This is a genomic window from Nocardia sp. NPDC006982 (genome assembly GCF_042869435.1).
In the GTDB taxonomy this organism is placed as follows: Bacteria; Actinomycetota; Actinomycetes; order Mycobacteriales; family Mycobacteriaceae; genus Nocardia.
On sequence record NZ_JBIAFV010000002.1, the window covers coordinates 908,026 to 930,330 of the forward strand.

Here is a 22,305-nt window from a genome sequence, read left to right on the forward strand (position 1 = left end):
GCAGGGCCGGATGCCTTGCCGGACAACAGCTCGCTGTCTCAACGTCACAGGAGAACAACCATGTCGCGCAAGAACCTCAACACCGTCCTGGCCACCGCCGTCGTCCTGTTCACCTTCTACCTCGCGATCTCGTTCATCGCGGCCCCCGCGACGTCCGCACCGGGCTTCGGGTTACCGCACTGGCCCGCCGGCGACGGCGGCGGCTTCCTCATCGTGAAGGGCAGCCGCGAACTCGCGATGGGCCTGGGCATGGGCATCCTGCTGGTGACGGGCCAGCGCCACGCCTTGGGCTGGGTCGTGCTGATGACGGCCGTTGCCCCGTTCGGCGACATGATCAACGTCTTGGCCCACCACGGCTCCACGGCCACCGCGCTCGGCGTCCACGGCCTGACCTCCGCCCTGATCGCGGTCACGGGCCTGCTGATCGTCCGCGAAACCAGCAAGGCGCCCAGGGCCCAGAAGGCTGCCGCCCCAGCGCCCGCCGCGCAGCCCGCCTGACGTCTGCGCACCCCCGAACGACCGCACCATATTTCGCGAACGAGGACTCGATGAAACAGCTCTACTGGGCCGCCGTCAGCTATACCGCACTGGGACTGCCATCGAGCCTGGTCTACCGCGAACTCACCAAAGCCCACCAGTTCACCGGCAAGACCGGACTCGCCGTCGTCCACACTCACCTGCTGGCGCTGGGAACACTGTTCTTCCTGATCGTCCTCGTGCTCGAACACCAACTCGCCCTGTCGGACACCCGCGCCTATCGCTGGTTCTTCACCGTCTACAACACCTTGTAGGCGATCAGTGTCCTGAGCACCGGTCGGCCGTCCTCGTGGTGGCGGTGGAAACGCCGACGCGTTTGCGTCTTCGCCGGTGGACCATGTGCCTCTCGATGGTCGGCTCACGCAAGTCGACTCCGCGCAGGCCGACGAGAACCAGTGCGATGGCATGTTATCGGTGGTCAGACTGCGGTCGGGCGCGCTGCGTAGTTACGTGTTGGGCGTAAATCGCCAACTGGGCGGCGCCATCACGGCGTGGCCGTTTTCGTTCGTGTCACAGCGCCTGCGCGCCTATTTCTCGGTGGCCGTTCTTGACCGCACCAACGACCTCCGCCCTACGCCGACAACCTCTGGCAGCTGCGTCGACACCTCTACATCATCGAGTTCGACGAGGTCGACGGCTCGAACCTGCAACACCACAGCTCGATCAGTCGAGATCGAGCCGAGCCTTCCCGGTGGGCTCCGACACCGCGCACCGTCATCGTGCCGGCCCCGCGATCGAGTAGGTCACTACCCTAGCGGCTCCGAATCTTCACAAACAGACCGTTCCGTATTTGATGCTCGACACAACGACCGAAAGGACAGCCATGAACAAGATCGCCACCACCCTCGCCACCTGTCTCCTCGCGGTCGGCGCCACCGCCGCCCTCGTCACCGGCATCGCCGCGGCCAACCCCGGCGGCACCTACATCGGCAACTACGCCACCCTGTCCGCCTGCGAGGCCGACGGCCAGTCACCCAGCACCGGAGGCACCCACTACGTCTGCGAGCTCCAGGCCGACGGCACCTACGACCTGTACACCGGCGTCCCCGCCTGACCCCGGTCCACGACCAGGCGCTCAACACGCCATCCCCTTCGGGGTCCCCGACTGGTGAGGTCGCCGAAAATCCAACGAATTCGCGTAGCGGCTGGCCTTGCAGCCGGATCAGGCCGACCGGCCTTCACAGGCCGATCGTCGTTGATGACCTTCACAGCCACGAATGGCTGGCGGTCAGCTGGCTTCGCGCTTCACCGATCTCGCCCTCGGGTGGGCGAATTCAGTACTAGTCCTGGCCGTGTGCGAGCGGATTCGGCTCGGATTCGTCCGCCGCGATCCCGCGGCCTGTTGCCGGGACCACGCACAGGACGAGAATCAGCAGGCTCACCATGATCGGGATGAACAAGTAGGCGAAACCGCTGTTGAACAGTTGCGCGATGCTCGCGATCAGCCCCACCCCGGACGCAAGGACCAACAGGACTCGGCCCGCAGTCTTTTCCGCCAGCAGCAGGAATCCGCCGACGTACCAGAGCAGGCCGACGGCCACGGCGACGATCCCCATGATGATCTGGTTCGTGTACTGGCCAATCTCGACTGACGATTCGCGGGCGCTATCTTCGATGCCGGCCACTACATAGAGGATCCACAGGATTCCGGCGATTCCGGTCAGCACACCGAGGATCAGCCCGATGAAGGCCGCGGTGACCGCGGTCGCGCCCCGCAGGTCGGGCTTCGGCAACTCTGGTTGACCATGCGGGTCTTTCATAGCCCAATCCCCTTCTCGTTTCGCGCGAACCTACCGCGCGGGCAGTAGCGATTGGGCGATGTGTCAGTAACTTCTCATCACGAGAAACGCAGTGCTCGACGCCTCGACGGAGCTAGGCGTGTCCCGTTCGACCGACGGTGCTGCCTCGATGATTTGGGTTCGACAGAACACCTATCGAACAGCGCTTGGAGGTTGGATTTCGACGATTCCTACCAGAACCCCAGAATCGATCGACAGCTCACGATCGCATGGAGCACTGACATGACACCACTGACGCGACCGAAACCCTGGAGGTCCGTGCCGACCACTCCCCATCGGGGGCGCGGCATCCCTCATGGAGGGGTCTCTGGCGGTCAACGGGTCGCAGGAGGGCAGCTCGGTGGGTGCGGCGGGGTAAAGCCTTCAGGCCAGATGGTCCTGCTGGCGTAGCAAATCCTGGTGAGGTCGGCGCCAGTGAGGTTGTGACCTTCAGCAGTTCATGGCACGGAATCTTCGCCGTTCTGTGGCACGTTGAGGTAGGTCGATTCGGCCGCGCGGGTGCGGGTGGCGGTCGGTGTCTCGCCGGTGTGCCTGCGGTAGATGCGCCGGAAGGCGGCCGGATCGGCGTAACCGACTGCGCTCGCGATCACGTCGACGGGTTTGCGCGTGGTCGTGAGTAGGGTGGCCGCCTGCCCGACCCGGAGGCGATGGACGTACTCCGTGAGTGAGACGCCGAGACGGTCGCGGATGCGACGGGTCAGGGTGCGCGGAGAAACCGCTGCCACCCTGGCCAATTCGTCGAGCGATAGTTGCCGATGCAGATTGGCGTGCACGTGCTGTTGCACGGCGCGCAGCGCCGGGTCGGTGGCCCGTAGATGCTCGAGCACCATGTAGCGCGACTGCGACATGCGGGCGTCGAGCACCAGGTAGTGGGCCACCTGCTCGGCCAGTGCACCGCCGCCGAGGCGGGCGACCAGCGTCAGTAGCAGATCTGTGTGGGCGAAAGCCGCACCGGCGGTGAGTATTTCGCCGCTGTCGACCACCATGCGATCGGCGTGCACGGTGACATCCGGGAAGCGGCGGGCGAACAGGGGCGCCAGCCACCAGGTAGTGGTGGCGGCCCGGCCCGACAGCAGCCCCGAGGCCGCTAGCACGAAAACGGCTGAGCAGGAGGCGGCTACCGTAGCGTCGGACTCGGCGGCGCGCCGGATGATTTCGACCGCCTGCATGGTCTGGGGGCTCATCAGCAGTTCGTCGACACGCGCTTCGCTGAACGCGGACGGCCCTGGCAGCACCAGAATGTCGCCAGGTTCGAACTCCGCTGAGCCGAGTTGGGTTTCGGCATCGACGCTGATCAGTCGCCCGCCGCTGGATCGGACCGGCAGCCCGTCGAGTGATGCGACGCGCTGCCGCAGCCGCCCGCCCGCTGTGTCACCGGCGATCCCAGCCGCCGTGTCGACGATGTCGATGCCGAGGCCGAGCGCACCCTCGAGCACACCGTCGAGCGCGAGGTGGGTAATCATGTGGCGAGATTAGACCGAAAAGTGGCGATCTCGCCAGTGGCAGTGTGCTGACGTGCTGCGGCAGGGTTTCAGGTGTGCAGCAATCTCCCCCACAGGATTCTCTCGACGACAACCTCGCCGATTTCGCACCCCGGTCGATCACGCTCAACGGAGTAGCCCGCACGGTGTACGTCAGCGGCATGGGACCGGCGGTCATCGTCATGGCGGAAATGCCCGGCATCAGCCCCGATGTGGCCCGCTTCGCCCGCTGGGTGCGCGACGCCGGTCTCACCGTCTGCCTGCCGTCACTGTTCGGCCGCGACGGTGCCTATCCGGAGGCCGAGGCCGGTATGGAGGTCTTCAAACGAGCCTGTGTCAGCGCGGAATTCCGGGCCTTCGGCGCGGGCAAGTCCAGCCCGATCGCGGTGTGGCTGCGTGCGCTGGCAGCCCTGGCTCATCGCGAATGCGGCGGTCTCGGCGTCGGCGCGCTGGGTATGTGCTTCACCGGCAATTTCGCGCTCACCATGATGCTCGAACCCGCGATGCTGGCGCCGGTGCTGTGCCAGCCGTCGCTGCCACTGGATGAGCCCGGCGGACTGGAGATTTCGCCCGGTGAGCTCGCGGCCGTGCGGGAGCGGCTCGATCGCGATGATCTCGTGGTGCGCGCCTATCGCTTCGAGGGTGACCGCTTCTGCACCGAGCAGCGTTTCGCCGCCTACGCCGAGGCACTGGGCCCGCGCTTCGAGCCGCGGGTGCTGCCCACCGAAGCGGCCAATCCTACTCCGCCGCCGTTCTTCTCGCAGATCGTCGGCTGCCCGCACAGTGTGGTCACCGCGCACCTGGTCGACGCGACGGGAGAGCCGACCGCCGCAGCCCGCGACGAGATCATCGCCTTTCTCGTGGCCCGGCTGACTCCGGGCGTTCCGCCGCAGTGACACAGCGTCTACCGAGCGGGTACTCCTGAGGGATTGGATCGCAGGCCACAAACCCGCCGACGTGTCGCCTGAGCGCTAGCGCTACTTTCGTTGCCGATATTCCTGCGCTGCCAACGTGAGCTCGATCGGAGGGACACCACCCCTGGGGCAGGCTTGTTCAACGCGTAGACCCGCAGCGTTTGTGCGCGGATTGCCGGGTCATCCGGCCGCGCGCCCGATGGCTTCCCAGGACGCAGCATCGGCGCGGGCCTGGCGCATGGCCTCGGTGAGTCGTTTTACGCCCGGACGCGACAACGGCCACCTGGTGCGGCGCCCGGCCGGGCGCCGCGGACCAGATGGCCGCTGGATCGATCGCCGCCAACCCGACGGGCGATCGATCCGTGAACGCACGACCGGCGATCGGTGGGTAGACCACCGATCGCCGGTCGTGCTTATGGATGTGTCATCGCGACAGCGAGGTGCGCAGATCGGCGATGGTGGCGCGGCGCTGGTAGGCGATCCAGGCGAAGATCGCGGCGAGCACCAGTGGGAAGATCCCCATCGAGGGCTTGTCGGCGATGAAAGCCTGCGTCGCTGCGGCGAGCACGGTGAGAACGGACAGACCCGCGGCAGCCAGGGCACTGAGCCGTGGCACCATCAGACCGATACCGCCGGCGACCTCCGCAACTCCGATGAAGACGAGCAGCCCGAGGGGGATGGTCAGATTCTCGGGAGCGTTGTCCATCAAGGCGTTGGGCATCACGAGCTTCGGCCCGCCGGAGGCGATGATGAAGAACAGGCCGAGCAGGATCTGCAGCGTCCACAGGACGCGGTTGCCGATCTTGCCGGGGCGGTCGTTGACGTCGTTGGAGAAGTCGGCGGTGGGGTTGGCGGTGGTCATTTCTGTTCCTTCTGGTCGGTCGCGCCGGGTTGGTAGCGCGTTCAACAGATAGGACGGAGCACCGTCGGAGGAATCATCGCTGTCCGCGAAGATTTTCGGAACCGCTGCTGAACCACCGGTTTGGTTGTACTGGCTCGGGGCCGCATTACCTGCGGTACTGGCTCAGCGCCGGATTCCGTAGAGCTGCACATCGTCCGGCGAGATCTCGGCCCATGAGGTCACCGGATGTCACCTGCGTCACGGGGCTCGAATCCCGGCACCGATCCACTCCCTTCCGCACCCTGCTGACCTAGCTCCCTCGAAATGAGACTCTGGCCTGCTGCACCTCGGGTTGCGTCACCAATCCGGCAGAAACCGACCGCGACAATCTGCCCATACCTGACGTACCGCAGCTCATCGGCGAGACCCCACACCAGATCAACTGGCAACGGACAGATGCGTTGTTGCTGGTGGGCACCGCCTGGAGGCAGGTGCAGGGCAACACCTGGCGGTCTCCTCCAGACCGTGCGGTTCCCTGCTGCGCTGTCGGTTTTCAGCGCGGCAGGGTGCTTATCAGGTGTTGTGCTGGGGTGGAATTCGTCGGCGAGGCCGGCGGCGTGGTCGTCGTTGTTCGGGGTAGTCGGCTTCGTCGGTCGTTTCTGGTGAGGGTGTGCCGTCCGGGCGGGGGAGCCGCTTCGTTGGTTTGCTGGTTTGGTCTATTGCGGCGGTGATGTCGGAGGCGGTGAGGAACCACGTCCGGCCTGCCTTATGTCCCGGTAGGTTGCCTGTTCTGAGCTGTATGAGGTACCAGCGTCGTGATTTGCCGAGAGCCTGCGCGCCTACGTCGACTGGGTATGTGGGCTCGTGTGGGGGTGATACCTCGTGACCGGCTTCGGTGGACGGTTCACTTGGACGACTATCCATCTGCGACAACCTGATTGGGTGCAGGATGAGACTTTTCCACCGGTGACGTCGAAGGCGGCCCGTCGGTGTCGGCGAGCGACAGGGGAGGCGCTGCAGCCGATTCTGAGGGATAGGGATCTGGCCAGACGCGGGCCAGTGGCCTTTGCGTCCGGAAAACGCTTGTTGGCATTGAGTTGTGACCTCGTTACAGGCCGATCCGCGCATCTTCCCCTATGACAATGAAAGCGTGTTGGACGCGGATTCGCCAGTCCGACTGCGGCGGTTGGTTCAGAGATGTGCGGCATTGCCTTTATGCGTCACGTATTTGGCTGCGCGACAGGGTATTTCGTCTTTCGAACGTCAGTGAGAGGGATAGCCGTAAGAATCCAGGTCGCAGCATGATCGACGCAGGCAAAGGAGGTACTGGGATGAGAACGTTGCACATCGGGTTGCGGGTGACCGATCTCGGTCGGTCGCTGTCGTTCTACACGGCTATCGGTTACGAGGTCGTCGGTAGTGTGCCCGAGACGCCGATCGGGCATCTGACCATGCTGAAGCTCCCTGACGATGAGTTCGTCACCGTCGAGCTGGTGCACGACGGCGACCCGGTCGACCGGGGTACCGACGTCAGTCATGTTGTCGTGCAGGTCGCGTCGATGGCCCACACGCTCGATGTGCTGGCCGGCCACGGGATCGAGCCGGTCGCCCCGGGGCACGACGGCGATGACGGCCTGAAGACGGCGTTCCTCGCCGACCCGGACGGTCGCCGGATCGAACTCGTCCAGTGGCCAGCAGGCCACACCGACGGCATGACCGCCGCCGACTGGCCGGAGAAAGGAAATTGAGGATGGACAGGACGCCGCTCCGCCTTTACATGTCCGTGTCGGTCGACGGGTACATCACCGGGCCGGACGACCGGCCGGGCCAGGAACTCGGTCGCAACGGCGGGCGGCTGTTCGACTGGCTCGACGACCGGATGTCCGAGGGGGTCAACGGGCAGGTGTACGCCGAGGCCGCGTCCACCGGCGCCGTGATATCCGGACGCCGCACGTTCGAGCTGGCCAAGCGATGGAACGGCGACCACCACGACGGCGTGCCGATCCACGTGCTCACCCACACCATCGACCCGGCCGACGTGCCACCGGGCAGCGCGAAGTACTACACCGACGTCGACGCGTGTGCCGACGAGGCCCGAGAAGCAGCGGGAGATCGAGCCGTGCTGGTCCACGGCGCGGGCGCGGCACGGGCTCTGCTGGCAGCCGGCCAGCTCGACGAACTCGAATTGCACCTCGTCCCCGTACTGCTGGGTGAGGGACGGCGCCTGTTCGAGCCGACGGCACAAGGCCACATCGAATTGGAACTCGTCCGCCGGCTCGAAGGCCGCGGCGCCACACATCTGCGTTACCGCGTAGTCCATCGAGACGGGCAACAGCCATGACAGCCGCATTGCTGACAATCGATGCTCTCGAGGTCAGGGGTCCGGTGGCACCTGGACCATTTATCCGGGGCACAGTTCCATTTTCCCAGTTACGGACGGGCGCTCAGCCGTTCTCTCACATGCTATTCGGCATTACCGAGCACTCTCAGGTGATCTTGCCACCTATGGCATCAACCCCACGACCAGCGAGATCCAGGCAAAAATTGACTCGAGACAACACGGCGCACTGGTGCGTCGACCACCACCACGCTGTGGCTGATCACGCTATCTGTCACTACCCCTCCTCATCGACGATTTCAGTGTGACGACGAACGATAGTTGGCCAATCAGAGCGATAGTTGGCCGCACCGTTCGAGGCGGCACGCAGTGTCAATGCGACCCCCAGCTATAGATGGCGGTTCCGAGGTTTTGTTGGCGGCTGGAGGCTGGCGGCGATCATGCAGGGGACCCAAGGAACGCTCGGTATTGCCGATGTCCAGATGAGTCGGACCGGATCCGGGGTCATGCTGTGGGCGGTTCCGATGGACCGAGAAGGTCCCACCGGTTGCCGGAGATGTCGAGGAAGACGGCGACTCGTCCATAGGGCTCATTTCGGGGCTTGGTCACGAATTCCACTCCCGCAGAGGTCATTCGACGGTATGCCTCATCGAAGTCATCGACGCGGAGGAAGAATCCGACGCGATCGGCCACTTGGTTGCCGATTGCGGGGAGTTGCAGGTCGCCATCTGCTCGGGCCAGAAGGATGCCCGTGGAAGCGGAGGGCGGGCGCACAACAACCCATCTCTTCGGGCGGCCGTCGTTGGTCAGCGAGGGCGAGTCCTCGATCAGCTCGAAACCGAGGACCTTCACGAAGAAGTCGATGGCCGGGTCGTACTCCGCGACCACAATCGTGATCAGTTCCAAGTGCACGGTGTCAGCGTATTGCGCCCAGTACCCGACGACCGGGTGTCGCCCTTCGGTCATCCTGTGATTGACCTGTCGGATTTGCGGCGGGGCATCGCGGGCATCAATCGTGGCACCGGTGGTAGCGGTGCGGACGCCGGTGAGGCTTGGAACGCTTGGATCATGAGGGCGGCGAAGCGGCGGGAGGCCGCGATTCGTGCTGCCGGTGTGCCGGCGTGGATGCCGTTGTTGGCCATGATCATGAGGATGAGGTCGTCGAGGCCGATATCGGGGCGCAGGCGGCCGGTGTCCTTGGCGCGGCGGATCAGTTCGGCGGCGCCGGTGAGCGAGGAGGTGCGGATCGCGGTGAAGTCCATCGCATGCGGGTAGGCGGACATGAAGGCCGCGGCGAAGCCGTGGTCACGGGCTTGCAGTTCGCAGAGCTTCTCGACGACGAGGCAGAAGCCGTGCCAGGGATCGGGGTCGGCGAGCCCTTCGTCCACGAGGGTCCGGCAGGCGAGCATCTGATCGGTGAATGCCTCGGCGACCAGCATCTCCTTGGTCGGAAAATGGCGATAGAGGGTGGCTGGGCCGACCTCGGCGCGCCGGGCGATCTCCCGCATCGGCACGTCCAGGCCGTTGGCGACGAACACCGCGCGCGCCTCGTCGAGGATGCGTTCGCGGTTGTCCCGGGCGTCGGAACGCAGGCTGTGAGGCAAACGAGTGGTCACCGCTCTCACTTTAGCTAAACGGACGGGGGTGTCCGTTACGTTCGGTTGGTCTGTACCGATCGAACAGAACACGGAGAAACCAATGCATGCAGTGATGGTCACAGCGTTCGGAGGTCCCGAGGTCCTCGCGATGGTCGAGCTCCCCGACCCGAAACCGGCCGCCGGACAGGTGTTGATCACGACCGAGGCGATCGGCGTCGGCGGTATCGACGCCCTGATCCGAAGTGGCGCGCTGGCTGCCTACGGAGCCACGCCCGGTCACATCCCCGGCCAAGAGGTCGCAGGCACCGTGACCGAGGTCAGCGAGGGTGTCGACACAGGGTGGATCGGTCAGCGCGTGTGGGCGTTCACCGGTGAGAGCGGCGGCTACACCGAGCGCGCCGTCGCCTCGGCCGAGACGCTCGTCCCCCTCCCGGAGACCATGTCGGCTGTCGATGCGGTGACACTCGGCACCTCGGCAATGGTGGCCCACTTCGCTTTGCGCCATGCGCATTTCGCGCGCGGCGAGTCGGTGCTGGTGCGTGGCGCAGCCGGTGGCATCGGAGTCATGGCTGTCCAGCTCGCTGCTCGTGGCGGCGCCGGTGCGGTCGCGGTCACGACCTCATCGGCCGAGCGCGGCGATCGCCTGCGCAAGCTCGGCGCGACCCACGTGCTCGACCGCGCCGGCCGGGGTGCAGAGAACGCTCCCGCGGGCTACGACGTCATCATCGACATCGCCGCAGGCGCGGATCTACCGTCGTTCCTCACCAGGCTCGAGCCGAACGGTCGCATGGTGGCCGTTGGAGTAATGGCAGGCATGCCACCGGCGGACTTCGGCGCGGAAATGGTCGCGGCCTTCAAGAAGTCGATGTCATTCGCGACCTTCAGCGCCGACACCGTGCCCGCACCCGACCGACGCGCCGCGACCGCCGAACTGTTCGCCACTGCGGCTCGCGGCGAACTGGAAGCGGTTGTGCACGAGACGCTTTCCCTGGAACAAGCTGTCCTGGCGCACCAGAAAATGGAAACCGGCGAGGTATTCGGCAGAATCGCGCTCACACCATCGGCGAAATAGGCGACACCGCCTCTCACCGCAAATACCAACGCACGCACATGCCGTTGATCGCGCGAAACAGTGCGGGCACCCGCCTCCCCCATTGAATTCGGATATGCGCGCCCGTCTCGGTAGACGCCGGGCTTGGCTGCGTGGATCTTGGTCGTGCGCGTAAAGGTATAACCGTCCTTTGATGCAGCGTCGGTGGCAAGTGTGCCGATATCCTGCTCGGTGCTGCCGAACGCGTCCGCGAGTGGCGAGCACCAGGACCCCTCGAAGTCGAGGAAAAACCCGTAGGAGTCTTCTGCGGAGCCAGAGATGGCGATCGGATTGGGGCGATCTCGCTGCGTTTGGTAGTCCATCTCGACCGCTGAAGGCGACAGACGTTTCGAGCGCGCTTCGGAGTCCAGGTCCGACAGCGTGATGAGGTCTACGTGGACGAGGTGGTTGAGCGTATGTTGTGCCAAGACCTGATTGACGGCGTGGTGTGGTCCGCGCACGACTTCGGCGAGCCAACCGGGAACTGTTGGTCGCCCACCGAACGACGGTCGGTGAACAACCTGGTCGAGACCGAAAACATCTGCTGTGCAACAGATCCCATTGCAATATGCTACCAGCATGCCAAAGGCACCCGCTTTGTTGCAGAGGTTGGACTGTGATACGGAACCGGCCCATACGCTCACGGCGCCGAGCGCATTCTCATGCCGATTACCGCGTGTCAACTGGCTACCCGAAATGGGTTGGCTGGCATCGTTTCCCGATGCGCATTCTGTCGATCTGTGAGCGGCGAGGTCGGATTCGGCTTAACCTCGGCACGGCGCGCAACAACAGCCCGAGCATCCAGCCCGGCCGTCACCAACACTCTGTCGCGGTGCTGCCCGAACACGGCGTACCCAGCCAAACCGTTATCGAACACATGTTCGAGTATGAGGTAGGCTAGTTCGGGTGAACACACATTCGACTGCAGTGGCACCGGATGCTCCGACACGGAGATGGTCGGAACTGGCCGATGTCGACTTGCTGCGCACCCTCGTCGAAACCGAACGCCGTCGGCGTCGACTGGGTGCGGCCATGGTCGCGGCCGTCGCCGAGGCCGAGCGCCGCGGTCTCGCCGCCGACACCGGCTACCGGGACACAGCGGAGCTATTGAGTGATCTGCTGCGGATCAGCGCCTCCGAGGCGCGTCGGCGAATCGAATACACCGCTCCGCAGGCCCGCTCGCGTTCCAGAAAAGCGTGGAGGGCGCTGACGGCGGCAGGTTGAGGCCGAGCCTGGGTGCGGGACGGTGGATCCAACGGTGTTTTTCGGCCCGATTCGCTGAACCCGGTTCAGCTGGGACTGGGCCGGTCGGCCGCCCCAGCCGATGAGGTAGCGGTTTCTGTTCGAGCTCGAGGCGCGGCTCGAACTGCCGCTGGACGGCCAAAGGTCAACGCGGCGAGTCATCTCGGCCACGTGCGTGCACTGACATGCCGATTCCAGGGTACGAGACATCGGTTTCGCGGCCTCGTCGCGGAGCAGCCCTGACCGAGTGGGTGCGGGTCTGGTGATCTTCGGCAAGCCGAGGGTCAGGGCTGTTCCGTCTGAGAGGTGTAGGCGGGGAGGGCAGCGAGGCTGAAGCGGACGGCTTCGGCGCCGTAGTCGAGCATTTGGCGTTCGTAGTTGTCGACTGCGTCGAGGAGGGTGGGGGTCTGGGTGAGGGTGCGGCGGAGGAGGTCGGCGTCGCGCAAGGCGGTGTTGGCGCCGTTGCCGCCGGTCGGTGAGGTGGCGTGGATGGCGTCGCCGAGCAGGGTGACCGGACCGGGGGTCCAGCGTTGGCCGGGTTCGACTACTCGGATGGAGAGCAGGGTGCTGTTGTCGGGGTCGGACTGCTCGATCAGTGCGCGCAGGTCTGGGTGCCAGCCGGGCATTCTGGACAGCACGGCCTCCTGCGAGGTTTCGGTGCCCAGTGAGCCGTTCGGGGGCAGGATCATTGCCCAGCGCACGTAGTCGTGGATGTCGGGCAGGGTCACTTCGGGGGCCAACGCTTCGGCGGCCTCCTTCGGTGGGGTGCGGAAACGCATCGCGCCGAGCAGGAGACTCACTCCGTCTCCGGCGACCTTCGAGCCGAAGGCTCGGGACAGGCTGGTGAACTGCTCGGTCAGCGGTGTGCGGCCGATGACGAACCGGACGCCGGTGTCGGTCGGGGTGGTCTGCGGGGACAGGACTGATCGGACGGCGGAGTTGACGCCGTCGGCGCCGACGAGCAGGTCTGCGGTGGCCGGGTCGCGATCGGCGAACCGGGCTTCGACCCGGCCGTCGGCCAGCAGGTCGTAGCCGGTCAGTGCGGCGCCGGTGTGCACGGTCAGGCCGGTGAGCAGCAGGTGGCGGAGCACGTCGCGGTCGACCACGATGGCGTTTCGGCCGGGTTCGAGCTCACCGATCTGGTTGAGCTGAGGGTCCAGGATCAGGCGCTCGCCGTAGGCGTCGCCGACCACGGCATCCAGCAGTGGGTGCCAGCGCCGAGGCAGGCAGCCGCGCAGCGCGTCGAAGCCCACCGGGTTCAGCACCAGCCGGTAGCCCTGGAACCGGGCGGTGATCGCCGGATCCCGCTCGAACACCTGGGTTTCGATCCCGGCTCCGCGCAGGCCTTGTGCCAGGCACAGGCCGCCGAGACCGGCTCCGATAACGGAAACTCGCATCACGCACCTCCGTACGAACTAAGTTCTATAGTTACGAACATTGTTCTACTTGACGAACTTAGTTCGTGTCAAGCTATAGTGGCCGATATGCCCGCAGCTCCCCGACAGCGCCGAGCGGCTCGTCACGCCCAATCCGCCGACGACACCGCGGCGTCCTCGCCCCGCAAGGAACCCATCACAGTCGGCCGGATCACCGACGCCGCGCTGAAGGTCGTCGCCACCGAGGGGTACGACGCGCTGACCATCCGCCGGGTCGCCGCGGTGCTCGGCACCGGGCCTTCATCGCTGTATGCGCACATCGTCAACAAGGACGATATCGACGATCTCCTGGTCGGCAGGCTCAGCGCCGAAATCGTGCTGCCCGAACCGGATCCGGCCGAATGGCGCGGTCAGCTCCTCGACGTGTTCAGCCAGATCCGCGACCAATACCTGAAATACCCCGGGGTCTCGCGCGCCGCACTGGCCATGGTCCCCACCAACCTCGAGGCACTGCGGGTCCGGGAGGGATTGTTCGCGATCGCGCTCGCGGGCGGAGTCGAACCCCGCACCGCCGCATGGGCATTGGACGCGATCTCCCTCTACGTCAGCGCCTACGCCCTGGAGCAGTCGCTGGTCCAGCAGCGGCGCAAACACCCGGATCAGGAGTGGGTCGTCAGCCGCGAGGAGCTGGTGCGCCGGTTCACATCCCTCCCCGCCGACACCTTCCCTCAGACCCGGCGCTATGCCTCCGAGCTCACCTCCGGCACCGGGCGCGACCGCTTCGCGTTCACCCTCGCGCTGATCCTGGACAACCTCTGCCCGTCGGCTTGACGCGTCGGGGCCACCTATTCCCGCCGGCCCAGGGAGGATCATCGACGCCCCTGAGCGCACTACTTCACCGCGACGCCGTGGGCACGCCACATCGAGTCGACCTCCGCCAAGAACAAGACGACCCGGCATCCGAACCTCGATGACCATGCCACTCATGCCCGACGCCCTTACAGCAACTAATCCCCAAGGCAATTCGCGCCAGCACCGGCCCCTCCATCATTGGGACGGCGCCTCGGGCAGGTTCGACACATCTCTCGGGATCGCCGACGGGCGATGGTGCGCAATGCGTTTCATTGCGCTGATTTCGGTGCGGGGCTCAGCCGCGAAACCACATCGGCCACAGGGTGGGGCCGCCGTCGGGGAGCGGGAGCGCCGCACCCGTGCGGGCGAAGCCGAGGCGTTCGTAGAGCTGCGACGAGCGAACCGTACTGGCTTCCAGGTAGACCGGAAGACCCTGCGCTGCTGCCTCTTTCAGCCTGTTGCCGATGATGGCCGTGCCCGCGCCGTGCCCGCGCCACTGCGGCACGGTGGCAATGGCGTAGAGGTAGCGGTGCGGGAACTCCCGCGGATGGTGTTCGGCGAGCAGGGCGGTGACCGCCGCCATCCGGTGCAGCGGTCGCAGGTCGCTGCCCTCGGCCCTGGTCCTGGCCTGCGCCGCCTCTTCCTGGTACCGCTCGATCGAATCCACCTGCTGCCACAGCGAAACCGCGCGAATGTCGCTACCGGTGCCCGCGATCCACACTTCGTCCCGGCCGATGGTCTCCTCGATCAGAATGGGCGCATAGTCCTTTTCGAAGGCCGTCATGATCTCCGGATGCCCGTCCGTCACCCAGGCGGAGACCGCCTCATCCCGGCTGGCTTCGGCGAAAGCGGTCGCTACCGCGGCGACTTCGGACAGCTCTGCTCGGCGCACCCACTGGCCGTCGGTCATGGCGTACCTCCTGAATTCGGAACACTGTGTGTACTGGCCAAAGTAGATGGAAAACCAGGAATTGCTATTATTTCGTCACACTTCCGGCGTGTGATGAAAAAGGGATCAGAACATGCTCTGTGCGAATTGTGGCGGCGCGATCGTCCAAGCAGCCAAGGGCCGTAGGCGGCGGTACTGTTCCCGCTCCTGTCAGGCCAGGGCGTACCGGGCTCGCCGGGCCGAACTCCCCGCCGCCCCGCGACGTCGCCCCGTGACCGAGCTCACCACGGTGGGCATTGTCCGGGGGGCGGTAGAGCTGGCCGACCGGGCGGGGATGGACGGGCTCTCCGTCCGGCGCCTCGCCACCGAGATGGGCATTGCCACCACCGGGCTCTATCGCCACTTCTCCGATCGGACCGCGCTGCTCACCGCGATGGTCGACCTGGTGCTCACCGAAATACCCAACCCGCCCGCGGAATTGACGCACTGGCGGGACCGGATCGGGTACGAGGCGCGCCAGGAATGGCAGCTGTACCACAGGCATCCATGGATGCTGCCCACGCTGGCGCGCACCCGCCCGCCGGTCGGCCCGGCCCTGCTCGACATCCTGGAACGCACTTTCGCCGCGCTGAATCAGCCCGGCGTGCCGCGCGAGGCCGTGCTGTCGATCTACCTCTCGGTGTCCGGCTTGGTGCAGGGACTGGCGATGCTGCCCCTGTCGGAGGAGCGAACCGAGCGCACCGTGCTGGAACCTTCGGAGGAAACCTGGCGCGCGATAACGGAATTGGTGACGCCGGACAGCTATCCGATCCTGCACGAGCTGACCGACTTCACTGGTCAGCGGAACGGGACCGGCATCAGCATTACGTCGCAACGCGCCGCCACAGCAGCGCCAGGCCCCGAATCAGCTAGGCTCGCACTCGAATTCGACGATCTCTTCGAATCCGCCCTGGCCCTGCTCCTCGATGGCATCGCGGCCCGCTTCGGCCTACCCGAACCCGCTGACGCTCGAGCGGATTCGGCGCCGGAGCCCAAACGCAGAAAGGGCGCGGTGGAGAAGATGACCTCCACCGGCATCTCGAAGTAGGCCGCGATCCGCAACGCCAGATGCAAGCTCGGGCTACGCTCACCGCCCTGCAGGTACCCGACCGTCTGGTAGTGCACCCCGAGCGCCTCGGACAGCTCTCGCCGCGAGATGCCACGCTCGGCGGGCAGCATCGCGATGCGGTTTGTAGATAACCTCAGTAGACACTCTGCAGCTCGATCACGCCGGGCGGCGGCAGCGAGCACGACACCGAGATCGTGTTGAGCAACCGGCTACGACTGCTGGTCAAGCACAGCGGCGTCCTGCTGGGCGATTCCCGCGGGAGAAGCCTGCACTTTCCTGACGCCGTCAACCCCGAACACGGCCACGATCATCTCGACCTTTGAACACGGAAATCCAGCGCCCCCGAGGTGATCACGCTGCGTCAGAACCCACAACGGTGGCAAACGACACGGGCGGGGCCGGTTTGTGGAGGTATGGCATGGAAGTATTTGTGCCGCAAGGACTATCGGATCACTGGTGGCGGTATTCGCGCCGCGCACCTGTCAAGGGAATAGGGAAACAGTTGTTGTTGATCGGCGGATCTATCGTGGGCGTCATCGTCGTGCTGGTGTTGCTTGGGATCGCAGCCGCGGCTCTGGATCCACGTGGCCGCGCGGAGCGGCGCGACCGGGTCGATTCCGATGGGTACGAGCATGTTCGGCAGCAGTCTCAGTGGCCGAGAACTGATCATCTGCACCGTCGATGACCCCATAGGCTGTCCGGCTTCGGTTGTGCCGCTGCCAGATTCGACCGTCTGCAACAATGCCCGCGAATGCCTTGTACTCGGTGGACGCGCGTATCGGCGCTGCGTCACGCTGCGGTCCGGGCACGCATCGCCCGCGCGGCATCAAGCAAAACCCGAGTTTCGTCGCGCCCCGCTTGCCCGCAACGAGTTCCAGTTCATCCTCGACCAGCAACGTGCCTGCGGCGGCTCGGCATCCGGCCCGCACCGGCTTGGGGTTCGCGAGGCGATGGTCGAGGTAGCGGCACATGCGACAGTTCGTGTCGGCGACCATGGGGCCCGTGAACACAATGCAGGCGATCCACCGCCAGGGCCACGCGACCGGTAGGTCGCGGATTCGATGAATCAGTACAGCCCTCCCGACTTCCGTCTCGGACTTTCAAGCACATTCCCCCCGGCACTACGAGACAGGCAGGACCACACGTCGGCCAAACTTGTTGTAGCGCTTTACTGCTGGTCGCGTCGTGGAACGATTTCATGAGTGAAGATCAGCGAGCTACTCGGGTTCCTATAGCGCTAACGTAGCCATGGCGTGCCGTGAACAGGATGCTTCCCCGCCTCGTGCGCAGGGGCAATAGGTGCTCGCGGCGCAGTCTCAATCCGTCAATCGCACAGAGGTATTCCCATGCCCATCGAACCAGATGAACGCCTTGGCATACGCGAACAATCCAAGGCTGTGGTACGCGCCCTGATCACCAGCGTTGTCAGTGTGTTCGCACTGATAGTCGTCGTCGTGCTCATCTCAAAGGCGCTCGGCCTGGGTGAGGAAGAGTCGGAATCGACTGCGGCGACTACAACGAGCAGCTCAGCACCTACCGCTGAGCAAACCACACCGGCCGCTGCGCCGGTTTCCCTGTCGGATCCGCGATGCGCGCCGGCGTCGGAAAATGTCGTCGCGCAGGTGCAGGCGGGCCTGACCATGGATGGCTACCGGTTCACCAATGCCACGGTGATCATTGACGGTCGTCTCACGTTCTTCGGCGCGACGACAGTCGACGCATCTGGACAGATGCAAGAGCGTTCGGACGTGTGGATCCTGCGCGACCACATCGTGTTCGCCTCCACCGGTGGCGCACGGATCAACTCGCAATTCCCGAAAGCCTCGTCGTCACCGCTGAGTATTTCGCCGGGAGACGAGCGGGTGCGAGCCGTGGACGGGTGTGTAGTGGATGCGACGCGCGGAAGCTGATGCACCTGTGGGCGCGACGAATCGGGAGAGCTCGCAGCGATCACGGACCGGCCACCACAGGCTGAATCCTCGCGGACCAGAATCTCCCGACTCATCCCGGCCGCACGGGCGATGCCGATCGCCTGAGCCACCATCGGCCCTGCACCCTTGTCGGCGAATATGCTTGCCTCGCTGCCGAAATCGGCGCACCCGGGCGCGCTTGCGGCGATGAAGGACATCTACATGGCCGAGGACATCGGCAAGGCGCAACTGGCGGTGCAGGCGTTCGGGATCGACTACGGCGCAAAGTATCCGAAGGCGGTCGCCAAGATCACCGGCGACCTGGACGTGCTGCTCGATTTCTTCGAATATCCGGCCGAGCACTGGATCCACTCGAGGACCACAAATCCGATCGAGTCGACTTTCGCTTCCGTGCGGCTGCGGACCAAGGTCACCAAGGGCCCGGGTTCACGCGCGGCCGGAATCGCCATGGCCTACAAACTGATCGAGGCAGCACAGGCCCGCTGGCGAGAGGTCAACGCACCCGAACTCGTCGCACTCGTCCGCGCCGGCGCGCTGTTCCACAAGGGCAAGCCCCGTGACATCACCCCCACGCCGTCAACCAGCCCTGCAGACCGCACCCGAACGCGAGTCGCCTGAAATAGCCGACCTACAGACTTCCGATATCTCTCGGCGACCGGCCGCTACCGTGTGGCCCTTCAGCGGCCAGTTGAAACTCCCACTGGCGGCCACATAGCGGGGTGCTATGTGGCCGCCCCAGCAAACGAGTAGCGGCGACGATCCAGCTTGGCGACTCTCCGATCGTGCGGCTATGGTGCGTTCCGCCGACTCCGGATGCCTCCCAACCGGCGGCTACAGTGCGAGCATGGCGGCAGCGACCTGGTCGGCCGCGGCGTGGCGCAGAGCGGTACCCATGTCGTCGAGGACGAGCAGTCGCGCACCGAGGATTTCGGCGGCGAGGGCCTCGCCGTTGCCGACTGGGAAGAACGGGTCGGCACGACCGTGCACCACGAGCGTGGGTACATCGAGCTCGCCGAGCCGGCCCCGCCAGCGTGGCGCGCAGTCGATTCGGGAGAACACCATCGCGAGCTGATTCGCCTGGCACACGGCGGGATCGTTCGACGGTGTCCGGTCCCAGATTCGGGCCGCCGTCGCCCGCGCCTCCTCCGGATCGTTGCCCATCGACTCGGCCCCCGAGGCGACGAACGCCACGACAGCGTCGCGATCGGTCCAGTCCGGCAGCGGGCTGGAGAACAGCGTGCCCATGACTGCGAGGTCGTGGTCGGGCAAGTCCTCGTCGACCGGGCCCGGCGCCACCGGCCGGGTGCCGACGAGGGTCAGTGCGGAGAACACGTCCGGGTGGTCCAGCGCGGCGACCTGAGCGACCATCCCGCCGACGCCGACGCCACCGAGATGGGCGGTCCCGGTGCCGAGCACCTTGACCAGTGCGGCCGCGTCGGCGACGAGATCGCGCAGGTCGTAGGCGGGATTTTCCGGGTCGAGGGTTGTCGAGGCGCCGGAGTCGCGCAGGTCGTAGCGGACCACGCGCCGCCCGCCCGACGCGAGCCGCTCGCACAGCGCGTCGGGCCAGGACAGCATCGTTGTGCCGCCGACCAGCAAGACCAACGGATCGTCCGCGCGACCGAAGCTCTCGATGCCGAGATCCACACCGTTGGCCCGCACCGAGGTCACGCCCATTCGAAACGGTCTCGTCATACCTGGACTCCTGTCTGTCGGTATACCCAGAGGTATCGACGACGGATTCGTCAGAAAGTCATCGGTGTAGCCGCGATGGTGTCCACACCCACGCAATCGCTCCGACCTCGGCCATTGCCGGTCGTTCAGCCAGATTGCTGGTGGTGCGCCGGATCGCCATAACTGGCCGTCGGTGGGGAATCGCAACGGTTCTGGCGCAAACACCGTGATCGTGCTGTTCGGCGTGTTGCCATTGGATCCGGAGCGGTATGGGTAATGGTAGCGAGCGTGCGTTGATCTGGTACGAAAGTTGTTGCCGCACTTGGGTGATCTGCTGATCGGTGACGTCCGTAGCGAGGGCGACAAGGTGATCATGGGGGCGGCTGTTGCCACCACAAGGGCCCAGTGTCCTCGGTGCGGAACAGCTTCTGTGCGTGTGCATTCTCGCTATCGGCGTCGGTTGGCCGATGCTGCGGTCGCGGGCCGAACTCTGGTGTTACGGCTGGAACGACAATTCTTCGGTAGGGCAAATCTGGATCTGCTGAGAAAGCGTATCCTGCTCACCCACGCAGGCGGTGGTCAGAAATCCCCACGGAGTTGATCACGGTGTTTGCGCCAGAACCCACACAAGCTGGCAGGCGACACCGACAAACCCGAAACAACAAGATACATGATCTTTGAGGAAGGCGACATCAGTCGCCTCGGCCCCGACAATTCACGGCACCCGGCACGGCCGGGTTCGGATATGCTCGCGACGCAGTGCGTGTAGGAAACGGGGGAGCTGTTGGCTCAGCTTGATATCGGATCGACCTTCGCCGACTTCGCGATCGAGGGGGTTTTGGGCCGAGGCGGCATGGGCTCGGTGTATCTGGCCCGGCATCCGCGGCTGCCGCGGCAGCTCGCGCTCAAGCTGCTCGATCGGGAGGTCTGTGCCGACCCGGAGATGCGTCGCCGCTTCGAGCAAGAAGCCAGTGTCGTTGCCCGCATGGAACATCCGGGAATCGTGGGGATCTACGATCGCGGGATCCACGACGAACAGCTGTGGATCGCCATGCAGTACATCCACGGGACCGATGCCGCGAAACTGGGACCGGATCAGCTGACCATCGAGCGAGTGCTGCGGATCCTCACCGGCTGCGCCGCCGCGCTCGACTACGCGCACTCGCGCGCTGTGCTGCACCGCGACGTCAAACCGGCGAACATTCTGCTCGCCGCCCCGGAGACCGGGCTCGAGGAACGCCCGGTGCTCACCGATTTCGGGATCGCGCGGGTACTGGGCGCCACCTCCCAGCTCACCGCGACCGGAACCTTCACGGCCACCCTCGCTTTCGCCGCGCCCGAACAGCTGGCCAGCTCCGAAGTGGACCATCGCACCGACCAATATTCCTTGGCTTGCACGCTTTTCACACTGCTGGCTCACCGCACGCCCTTCGATGCCGAACATCCCGCGCAGGTCATCGCCGGACACCTGAGCATGCCGGCACCGCCGGTGACCCGATTCCGCCCCGACCTGCGGCCTGCGCTGGATCAGGTGCTGGCCCGGGGCATGGCCAAGCAGCGCGAGCAGCGGTTCGGCAGCTGCGTGGAATTCGCCGCGGCCGCGCGGGATGCGTTGCAGGGGCTGCCGACGGAAACTGCGCGCGCCGCGGAAACCATTGTGGCGCAGGGATATCCGACCGCATCGCCGCAAGCGGCGGCGCAGCATTTCACGGCACCGCCCACGGTAATCGGCGCCGGGTCACCCATGGTTGCCCAGATCCCTGCCGCGGCCATGCCTTCGATGCAGAATCCACCCGAATCGCGTCCGGCAGGAGCGATTCCGTCCACCGCGTTCCCCGGCACATCGTTCCCAGCGGTACCCCCGCGCAAGCCCAGCGGTCGCCGCTCTCTGATCGGACTGGGATCGGTTGTGACGGTGCTGGCGCTGGCCGTGGCGGGTGTTGTGGGGTACGCGGCCTACGACTCGAAGCCTCCCAGTTGGAGCAGTGACCAGCAGCGCATCGCCGCCGCCTTCCCGAAGCTGGTGCCCGGCAAGCCGAAACAGCCCGGCTGGCACGACACCACCTGCGACAACTATGAGAAGGCAGTCATCCACTGCGTCAGCGCGAACACCGATTTCTCCCTCACCCTGGCCTATTTCGACACCCCCGAGGCCGCGGACCAGCATATCCACGCGCCGTCCACGCATGAGCAGCTGCGCACCGAAATCCACCCCGACGTCTCCGAACCGATGAAGCTGATATTTACCGACCCCTCGGTTGGGTTCAGCGTGATCAGCACCGGATTCAGCATGGATTCCGACCGCAGCCGGTTCACGGTGGAAATCGAGCAGTACGAGACCCCCTCCAACGACGATCAGAAGCTGTCCCTCTGGAAGTCCATGCCGCTCGGTAAGTGACGCGCGTCAGTCCAGAAGGCGTTCGCGCAGTTCGCTGTCGAGTTGTGCGGCAGCGTCGAGCGCCGAACAGCACGATCACGGTGTTTGCGTCAGAACCATCGCAACTAGGCCGTCCCCGAGGGACTTTCAGTGGTCGCTGACAGCGCAATGCAATCTCATCACCAGTCCAGCGCCGAAGGATGGATGAACTCGCGCGAATGCTGGCAGCGGATTAGGAGGAGGTGCCCTGCCCCCTCG

At 65.4% G+C, this 22,305-nt stretch carries 22 protein-coding genes and 2 pseudogenes; 15 read left to right on the forward strand and 9 right to left on the reverse strand.

Annotated features, from left to right (window positions below; genetic code table 11):
- Window positions 1–60 precede the first annotated feature (60 nt).
- The 3 genes from ACFYOW_RS13035 (at window position 61) to ACFYOW_RS13045 (ending at window position 1,591) form a co-directional block, all read left to right on the forward strand.
- Window positions 61–498: a DUF4267 domain-containing protein gene (locus ACFYOW_RS13035; protein ID WP_387287356.1), complete on the forward strand. Its 438-nt coding sequence runs from the start codon at window positions 61–63 to the stop codon at window positions 496–498.
- A gap of 50 nt (window positions 499–548) precedes the next feature.
- Window positions 549–791, forward strand: a complete 243-nt coding sequence (locus tag ACFYOW_RS13040; protein WP_387287358.1) for a DUF2871 family protein — start codon at window positions 549–551, stop codon at window positions 789–791.
- A 569-nt stretch (window positions 792–1,360) separates the two neighbouring features.
- Window positions 1,361–1,591, forward strand: a complete 231-nt coding sequence (locus ACFYOW_RS13045; protein WP_387287360.1) for a hypothetical protein — start codon at window positions 1,361–1,363, stop codon at window positions 1,589–1,591.
- Window positions 1,592–1,817: 226 nt separating this feature from the next.
- On the opposite strand, the gene ACFYOW_RS13050 is transcribed toward ACFYOW_RS13045, so the two are convergent.
- Both ACFYOW_RS13050 and ACFYOW_RS13055 read right to left on the reverse strand, forming a co-directional pair.
- Window positions 1,818–2,297, reverse strand: a complete 480-nt coding sequence (locus ACFYOW_RS13050) for a hypothetical protein (protein ID WP_387287362.1) — start codon at window positions 2,295–2,297, stop codon at window positions 1,818–1,820.
- 476 nt (window positions 2,298–2,773) lie between these two features.
- A complete protein-coding gene (locus ACFYOW_RS13055; protein ID WP_387287364.1) occupies window positions 2,774–3,799 on the reverse strand; it encodes a GlxA family transcriptional regulator in 1,026 nt (341 codons plus the stop codon).
- A 74-nt stretch (window positions 3,800–3,873) separates the two neighbouring features.
- On the opposite strand from ACFYOW_RS13055, the gene ACFYOW_RS13060 reads away from it, so the two are divergent.
- Window positions 3,874–4,713: a dienelactone hydrolase family protein gene (locus ACFYOW_RS13060; RefSeq protein WP_387287366.1), complete on the forward strand. Its 840-nt coding sequence runs from the start codon at window positions 3,874–3,876 to the stop codon at window positions 4,711–4,713.
- 442 nt (window positions 4,714–5,155) lie between these two features.
- On the opposite strand, the gene ACFYOW_RS13065 is transcribed toward ACFYOW_RS13060, so the two are convergent.
- Window positions 5,156–5,593, reverse strand: a complete 438-nt coding sequence (locus tag ACFYOW_RS13065) for a DoxX family protein (RefSeq protein ID WP_387287368.1) — start codon at window positions 5,591–5,593, stop codon at window positions 5,156–5,158.
- A 1,310-nt stretch (window positions 5,594–6,903) separates the two neighbouring features.
- Here ACFYOW_RS13065 and ACFYOW_RS13070 point away from each other — a divergent pair.
- Window positions 6,904–7,320 carry a VOC family protein gene (locus ACFYOW_RS13070; protein WP_387287370.1) on the forward strand — a complete coding sequence of 139 codons (417 nt, stop codon included), beginning with the start codon at window positions 6,904–6,906 and terminating at the stop codon, window positions 7,318–7,320.
- A 2-nt stretch (window positions 7,321–7,322) separates the two neighbouring features.
- Window positions 7,323–7,913: a dihydrofolate reductase family protein gene (locus ACFYOW_RS13075; protein WP_387287371.1), complete on the forward strand. Its 591-nt coding sequence runs from the start codon at window positions 7,323–7,325 to the stop codon at window positions 7,911–7,913.
- 501 nt (window positions 7,914–8,414) lie between these two features.
- Here the strand turns inward: ACFYOW_RS13075 and ACFYOW_RS13080 are convergent.
- Window positions 8,415–8,876, reverse strand: a complete 462-nt coding sequence (locus tag ACFYOW_RS13080) for a VOC family protein (RefSeq protein WP_387287373.1) — start codon at window positions 8,874–8,876, stop codon at window positions 8,415–8,417.
- Window positions 8,873–9,526, reverse strand: coding sequence for a TetR/AcrR family transcriptional regulator (locus ACFYOW_RS13085; RefSeq protein ID WP_387287375.1), 654 nt, complete (start codon window positions 9,524–9,526; stop codon window positions 8,873–8,875). Before ACFYOW_RS13085 ends, ACFYOW_RS13080 begins: the two co-directional genes overlap by 4 nt.
- Window positions 9,527–9,608: 82 nt before the next feature.
- Here ACFYOW_RS13085 and ACFYOW_RS13090 point away from each other — a divergent pair, with 82 nt between their 5' ends.
- The 3 genes from ACFYOW_RS13090 to ACFYOW_RS13100 all read left to right on the forward strand — a co-directional run bounded on the left by ACFYOW_RS13090 (window position 9,609) and on the right by ACFYOW_RS13100 (window position 11,822).
- On the forward strand, window positions 9,609–10,580 hold the full coding sequence (locus tag ACFYOW_RS13090; RefSeq protein ID WP_387287376.1) for a zinc-binding dehydrogenase: 972 nt from the start codon (window positions 9,609–9,611) through the stop codon (window positions 10,578–10,580).
- Window positions 10,581–10,993: 413 nt separating this feature from the next.
- Complete coding sequence (locus ACFYOW_RS13095) at window positions 10,994–11,218, forward strand: hypothetical protein (RefSeq protein WP_387287378.1); 225 nt, start codon at window positions 10,994–10,996, stop codon at window positions 11,216–11,218.
- A gap of 286 nt (window positions 11,219–11,504) precedes the next feature.
- A complete protein-coding gene (locus tag ACFYOW_RS13100; protein WP_387287380.1) occupies window positions 11,505–11,822 on the forward strand; it encodes a DUF222 domain-containing protein in 318 nt (105 codons plus the stop codon).
- A gap of 302 nt (window positions 11,823–12,124) precedes the next feature.
- Here the strand turns inward: ACFYOW_RS13100 and ACFYOW_RS13105 are convergent, their stop codons facing one another.
- Window positions 12,125–13,237 carry an FAD-dependent oxidoreductase gene (locus ACFYOW_RS13105; RefSeq protein WP_387287381.1) on the reverse strand — a complete coding sequence of 371 codons (1,113 nt, stop codon included), beginning with the start codon at window positions 13,235–13,237 and terminating at the stop codon, window positions 12,125–12,127.
- 87 nt (window positions 13,238–13,324) lie between these two features.
- On the opposite strand from ACFYOW_RS13105, the gene ACFYOW_RS13110 reads away from it, so the two are divergent.
- Window positions 13,325–14,047: a TetR/AcrR family transcriptional regulator gene (locus ACFYOW_RS13110; RefSeq protein WP_387287383.1), complete on the forward strand. Its 723-nt coding sequence runs from the start codon at window positions 13,325–13,327 to the stop codon at window positions 14,045–14,047.
- Window positions 14,048–14,363: 316 nt separating this feature from the next.
- Here the strand turns inward: ACFYOW_RS13110 and ACFYOW_RS13115 are convergent, their stop codons facing one another.
- Window positions 14,364–14,978, reverse strand: a complete 615-nt coding sequence (locus tag ACFYOW_RS13115) for a GNAT family N-acetyltransferase (RefSeq protein ID WP_387287385.1) — start codon at window positions 14,976–14,978, stop codon at window positions 14,364–14,366.
- Window positions 14,979–15,228: 250 nt separating this feature from the next.
- Here ACFYOW_RS13115 and ACFYOW_RS13120 point away from each other — a divergent pair, with 250 nt between their 5' ends.
- Complete coding sequence (locus tag ACFYOW_RS13120) at window positions 15,229–16,044, forward strand: TetR/AcrR family transcriptional regulator (RefSeq protein ID WP_387287387.1); 816 nt, start codon at window positions 15,229–15,231, stop codon at window positions 16,042–16,044.
- Window positions 16,045–16,082: 38 nt separating this feature from the next.
- Here the strand turns inward: ACFYOW_RS13120 and ACFYOW_RS13125 are convergent.
- Window positions 16,083–16,175: pseudogene (locus tag ACFYOW_RS13125) on the reverse strand (transcriptional regulator); the annotation flags it as partial.
- 1,236 nt (window positions 16,176–17,411) lie between these two features.
- On the opposite strand from ACFYOW_RS13125, the gene ACFYOW_RS13130 reads away from it, so the two are divergent.
- Both ACFYOW_RS13130 and ACFYOW_RS13135 read left to right on the forward strand, forming a co-directional pair.
- A complete protein-coding gene (locus tag ACFYOW_RS13130) occupies window positions 17,412–17,975 on the forward strand; it encodes a hypothetical protein (protein WP_387287524.1) in 564 nt (187 codons plus the stop codon).
- Window positions 17,976–18,128: 153 nt separating this feature from the next.
- Window positions 18,129–18,614 (forward strand): annotated as a pseudogene (locus ACFYOW_RS13135) (transposase); the annotation flags it as partial.
- Window positions 18,615–18,827: 213 nt separating this feature from the next.
- Here the strand turns inward: ACFYOW_RS13135 and ACFYOW_RS13140 are convergent.
- Window positions 18,828–19,691, reverse strand: coding sequence for an alpha/beta fold hydrolase (locus ACFYOW_RS13140; protein WP_387287389.1), 864 nt, complete (start codon window positions 19,689–19,691; stop codon window positions 18,828–18,830).
- A gap of 352 nt (window positions 19,692–20,043) precedes the next feature.
- Here ACFYOW_RS13140 and ACFYOW_RS13145 point away from each other — a divergent pair, with 352 nt between their 5' ends.
- Complete coding sequence (locus ACFYOW_RS13145; protein WP_387287516.1) at window positions 20,044–20,271, forward strand: transposase family protein; 228 nt, start codon at window positions 20,044–20,046, stop codon at window positions 20,269–20,271.
- A gap of 183 nt (window positions 20,272–20,454) precedes the next feature.
- The gene (locus ACFYOW_RS13150) at window positions 20,455–22,068 is read left to right on the forward strand and encodes a serine/threonine protein kinase (RefSeq protein ID WP_387287391.1); all 1,614 of its coding nucleotides are present in this window, start codon (window positions 20,455–20,457) and stop codon (window positions 22,066–22,068) included.
- Window positions 22,069–22,305 lie beyond the last annotated feature (237 nt).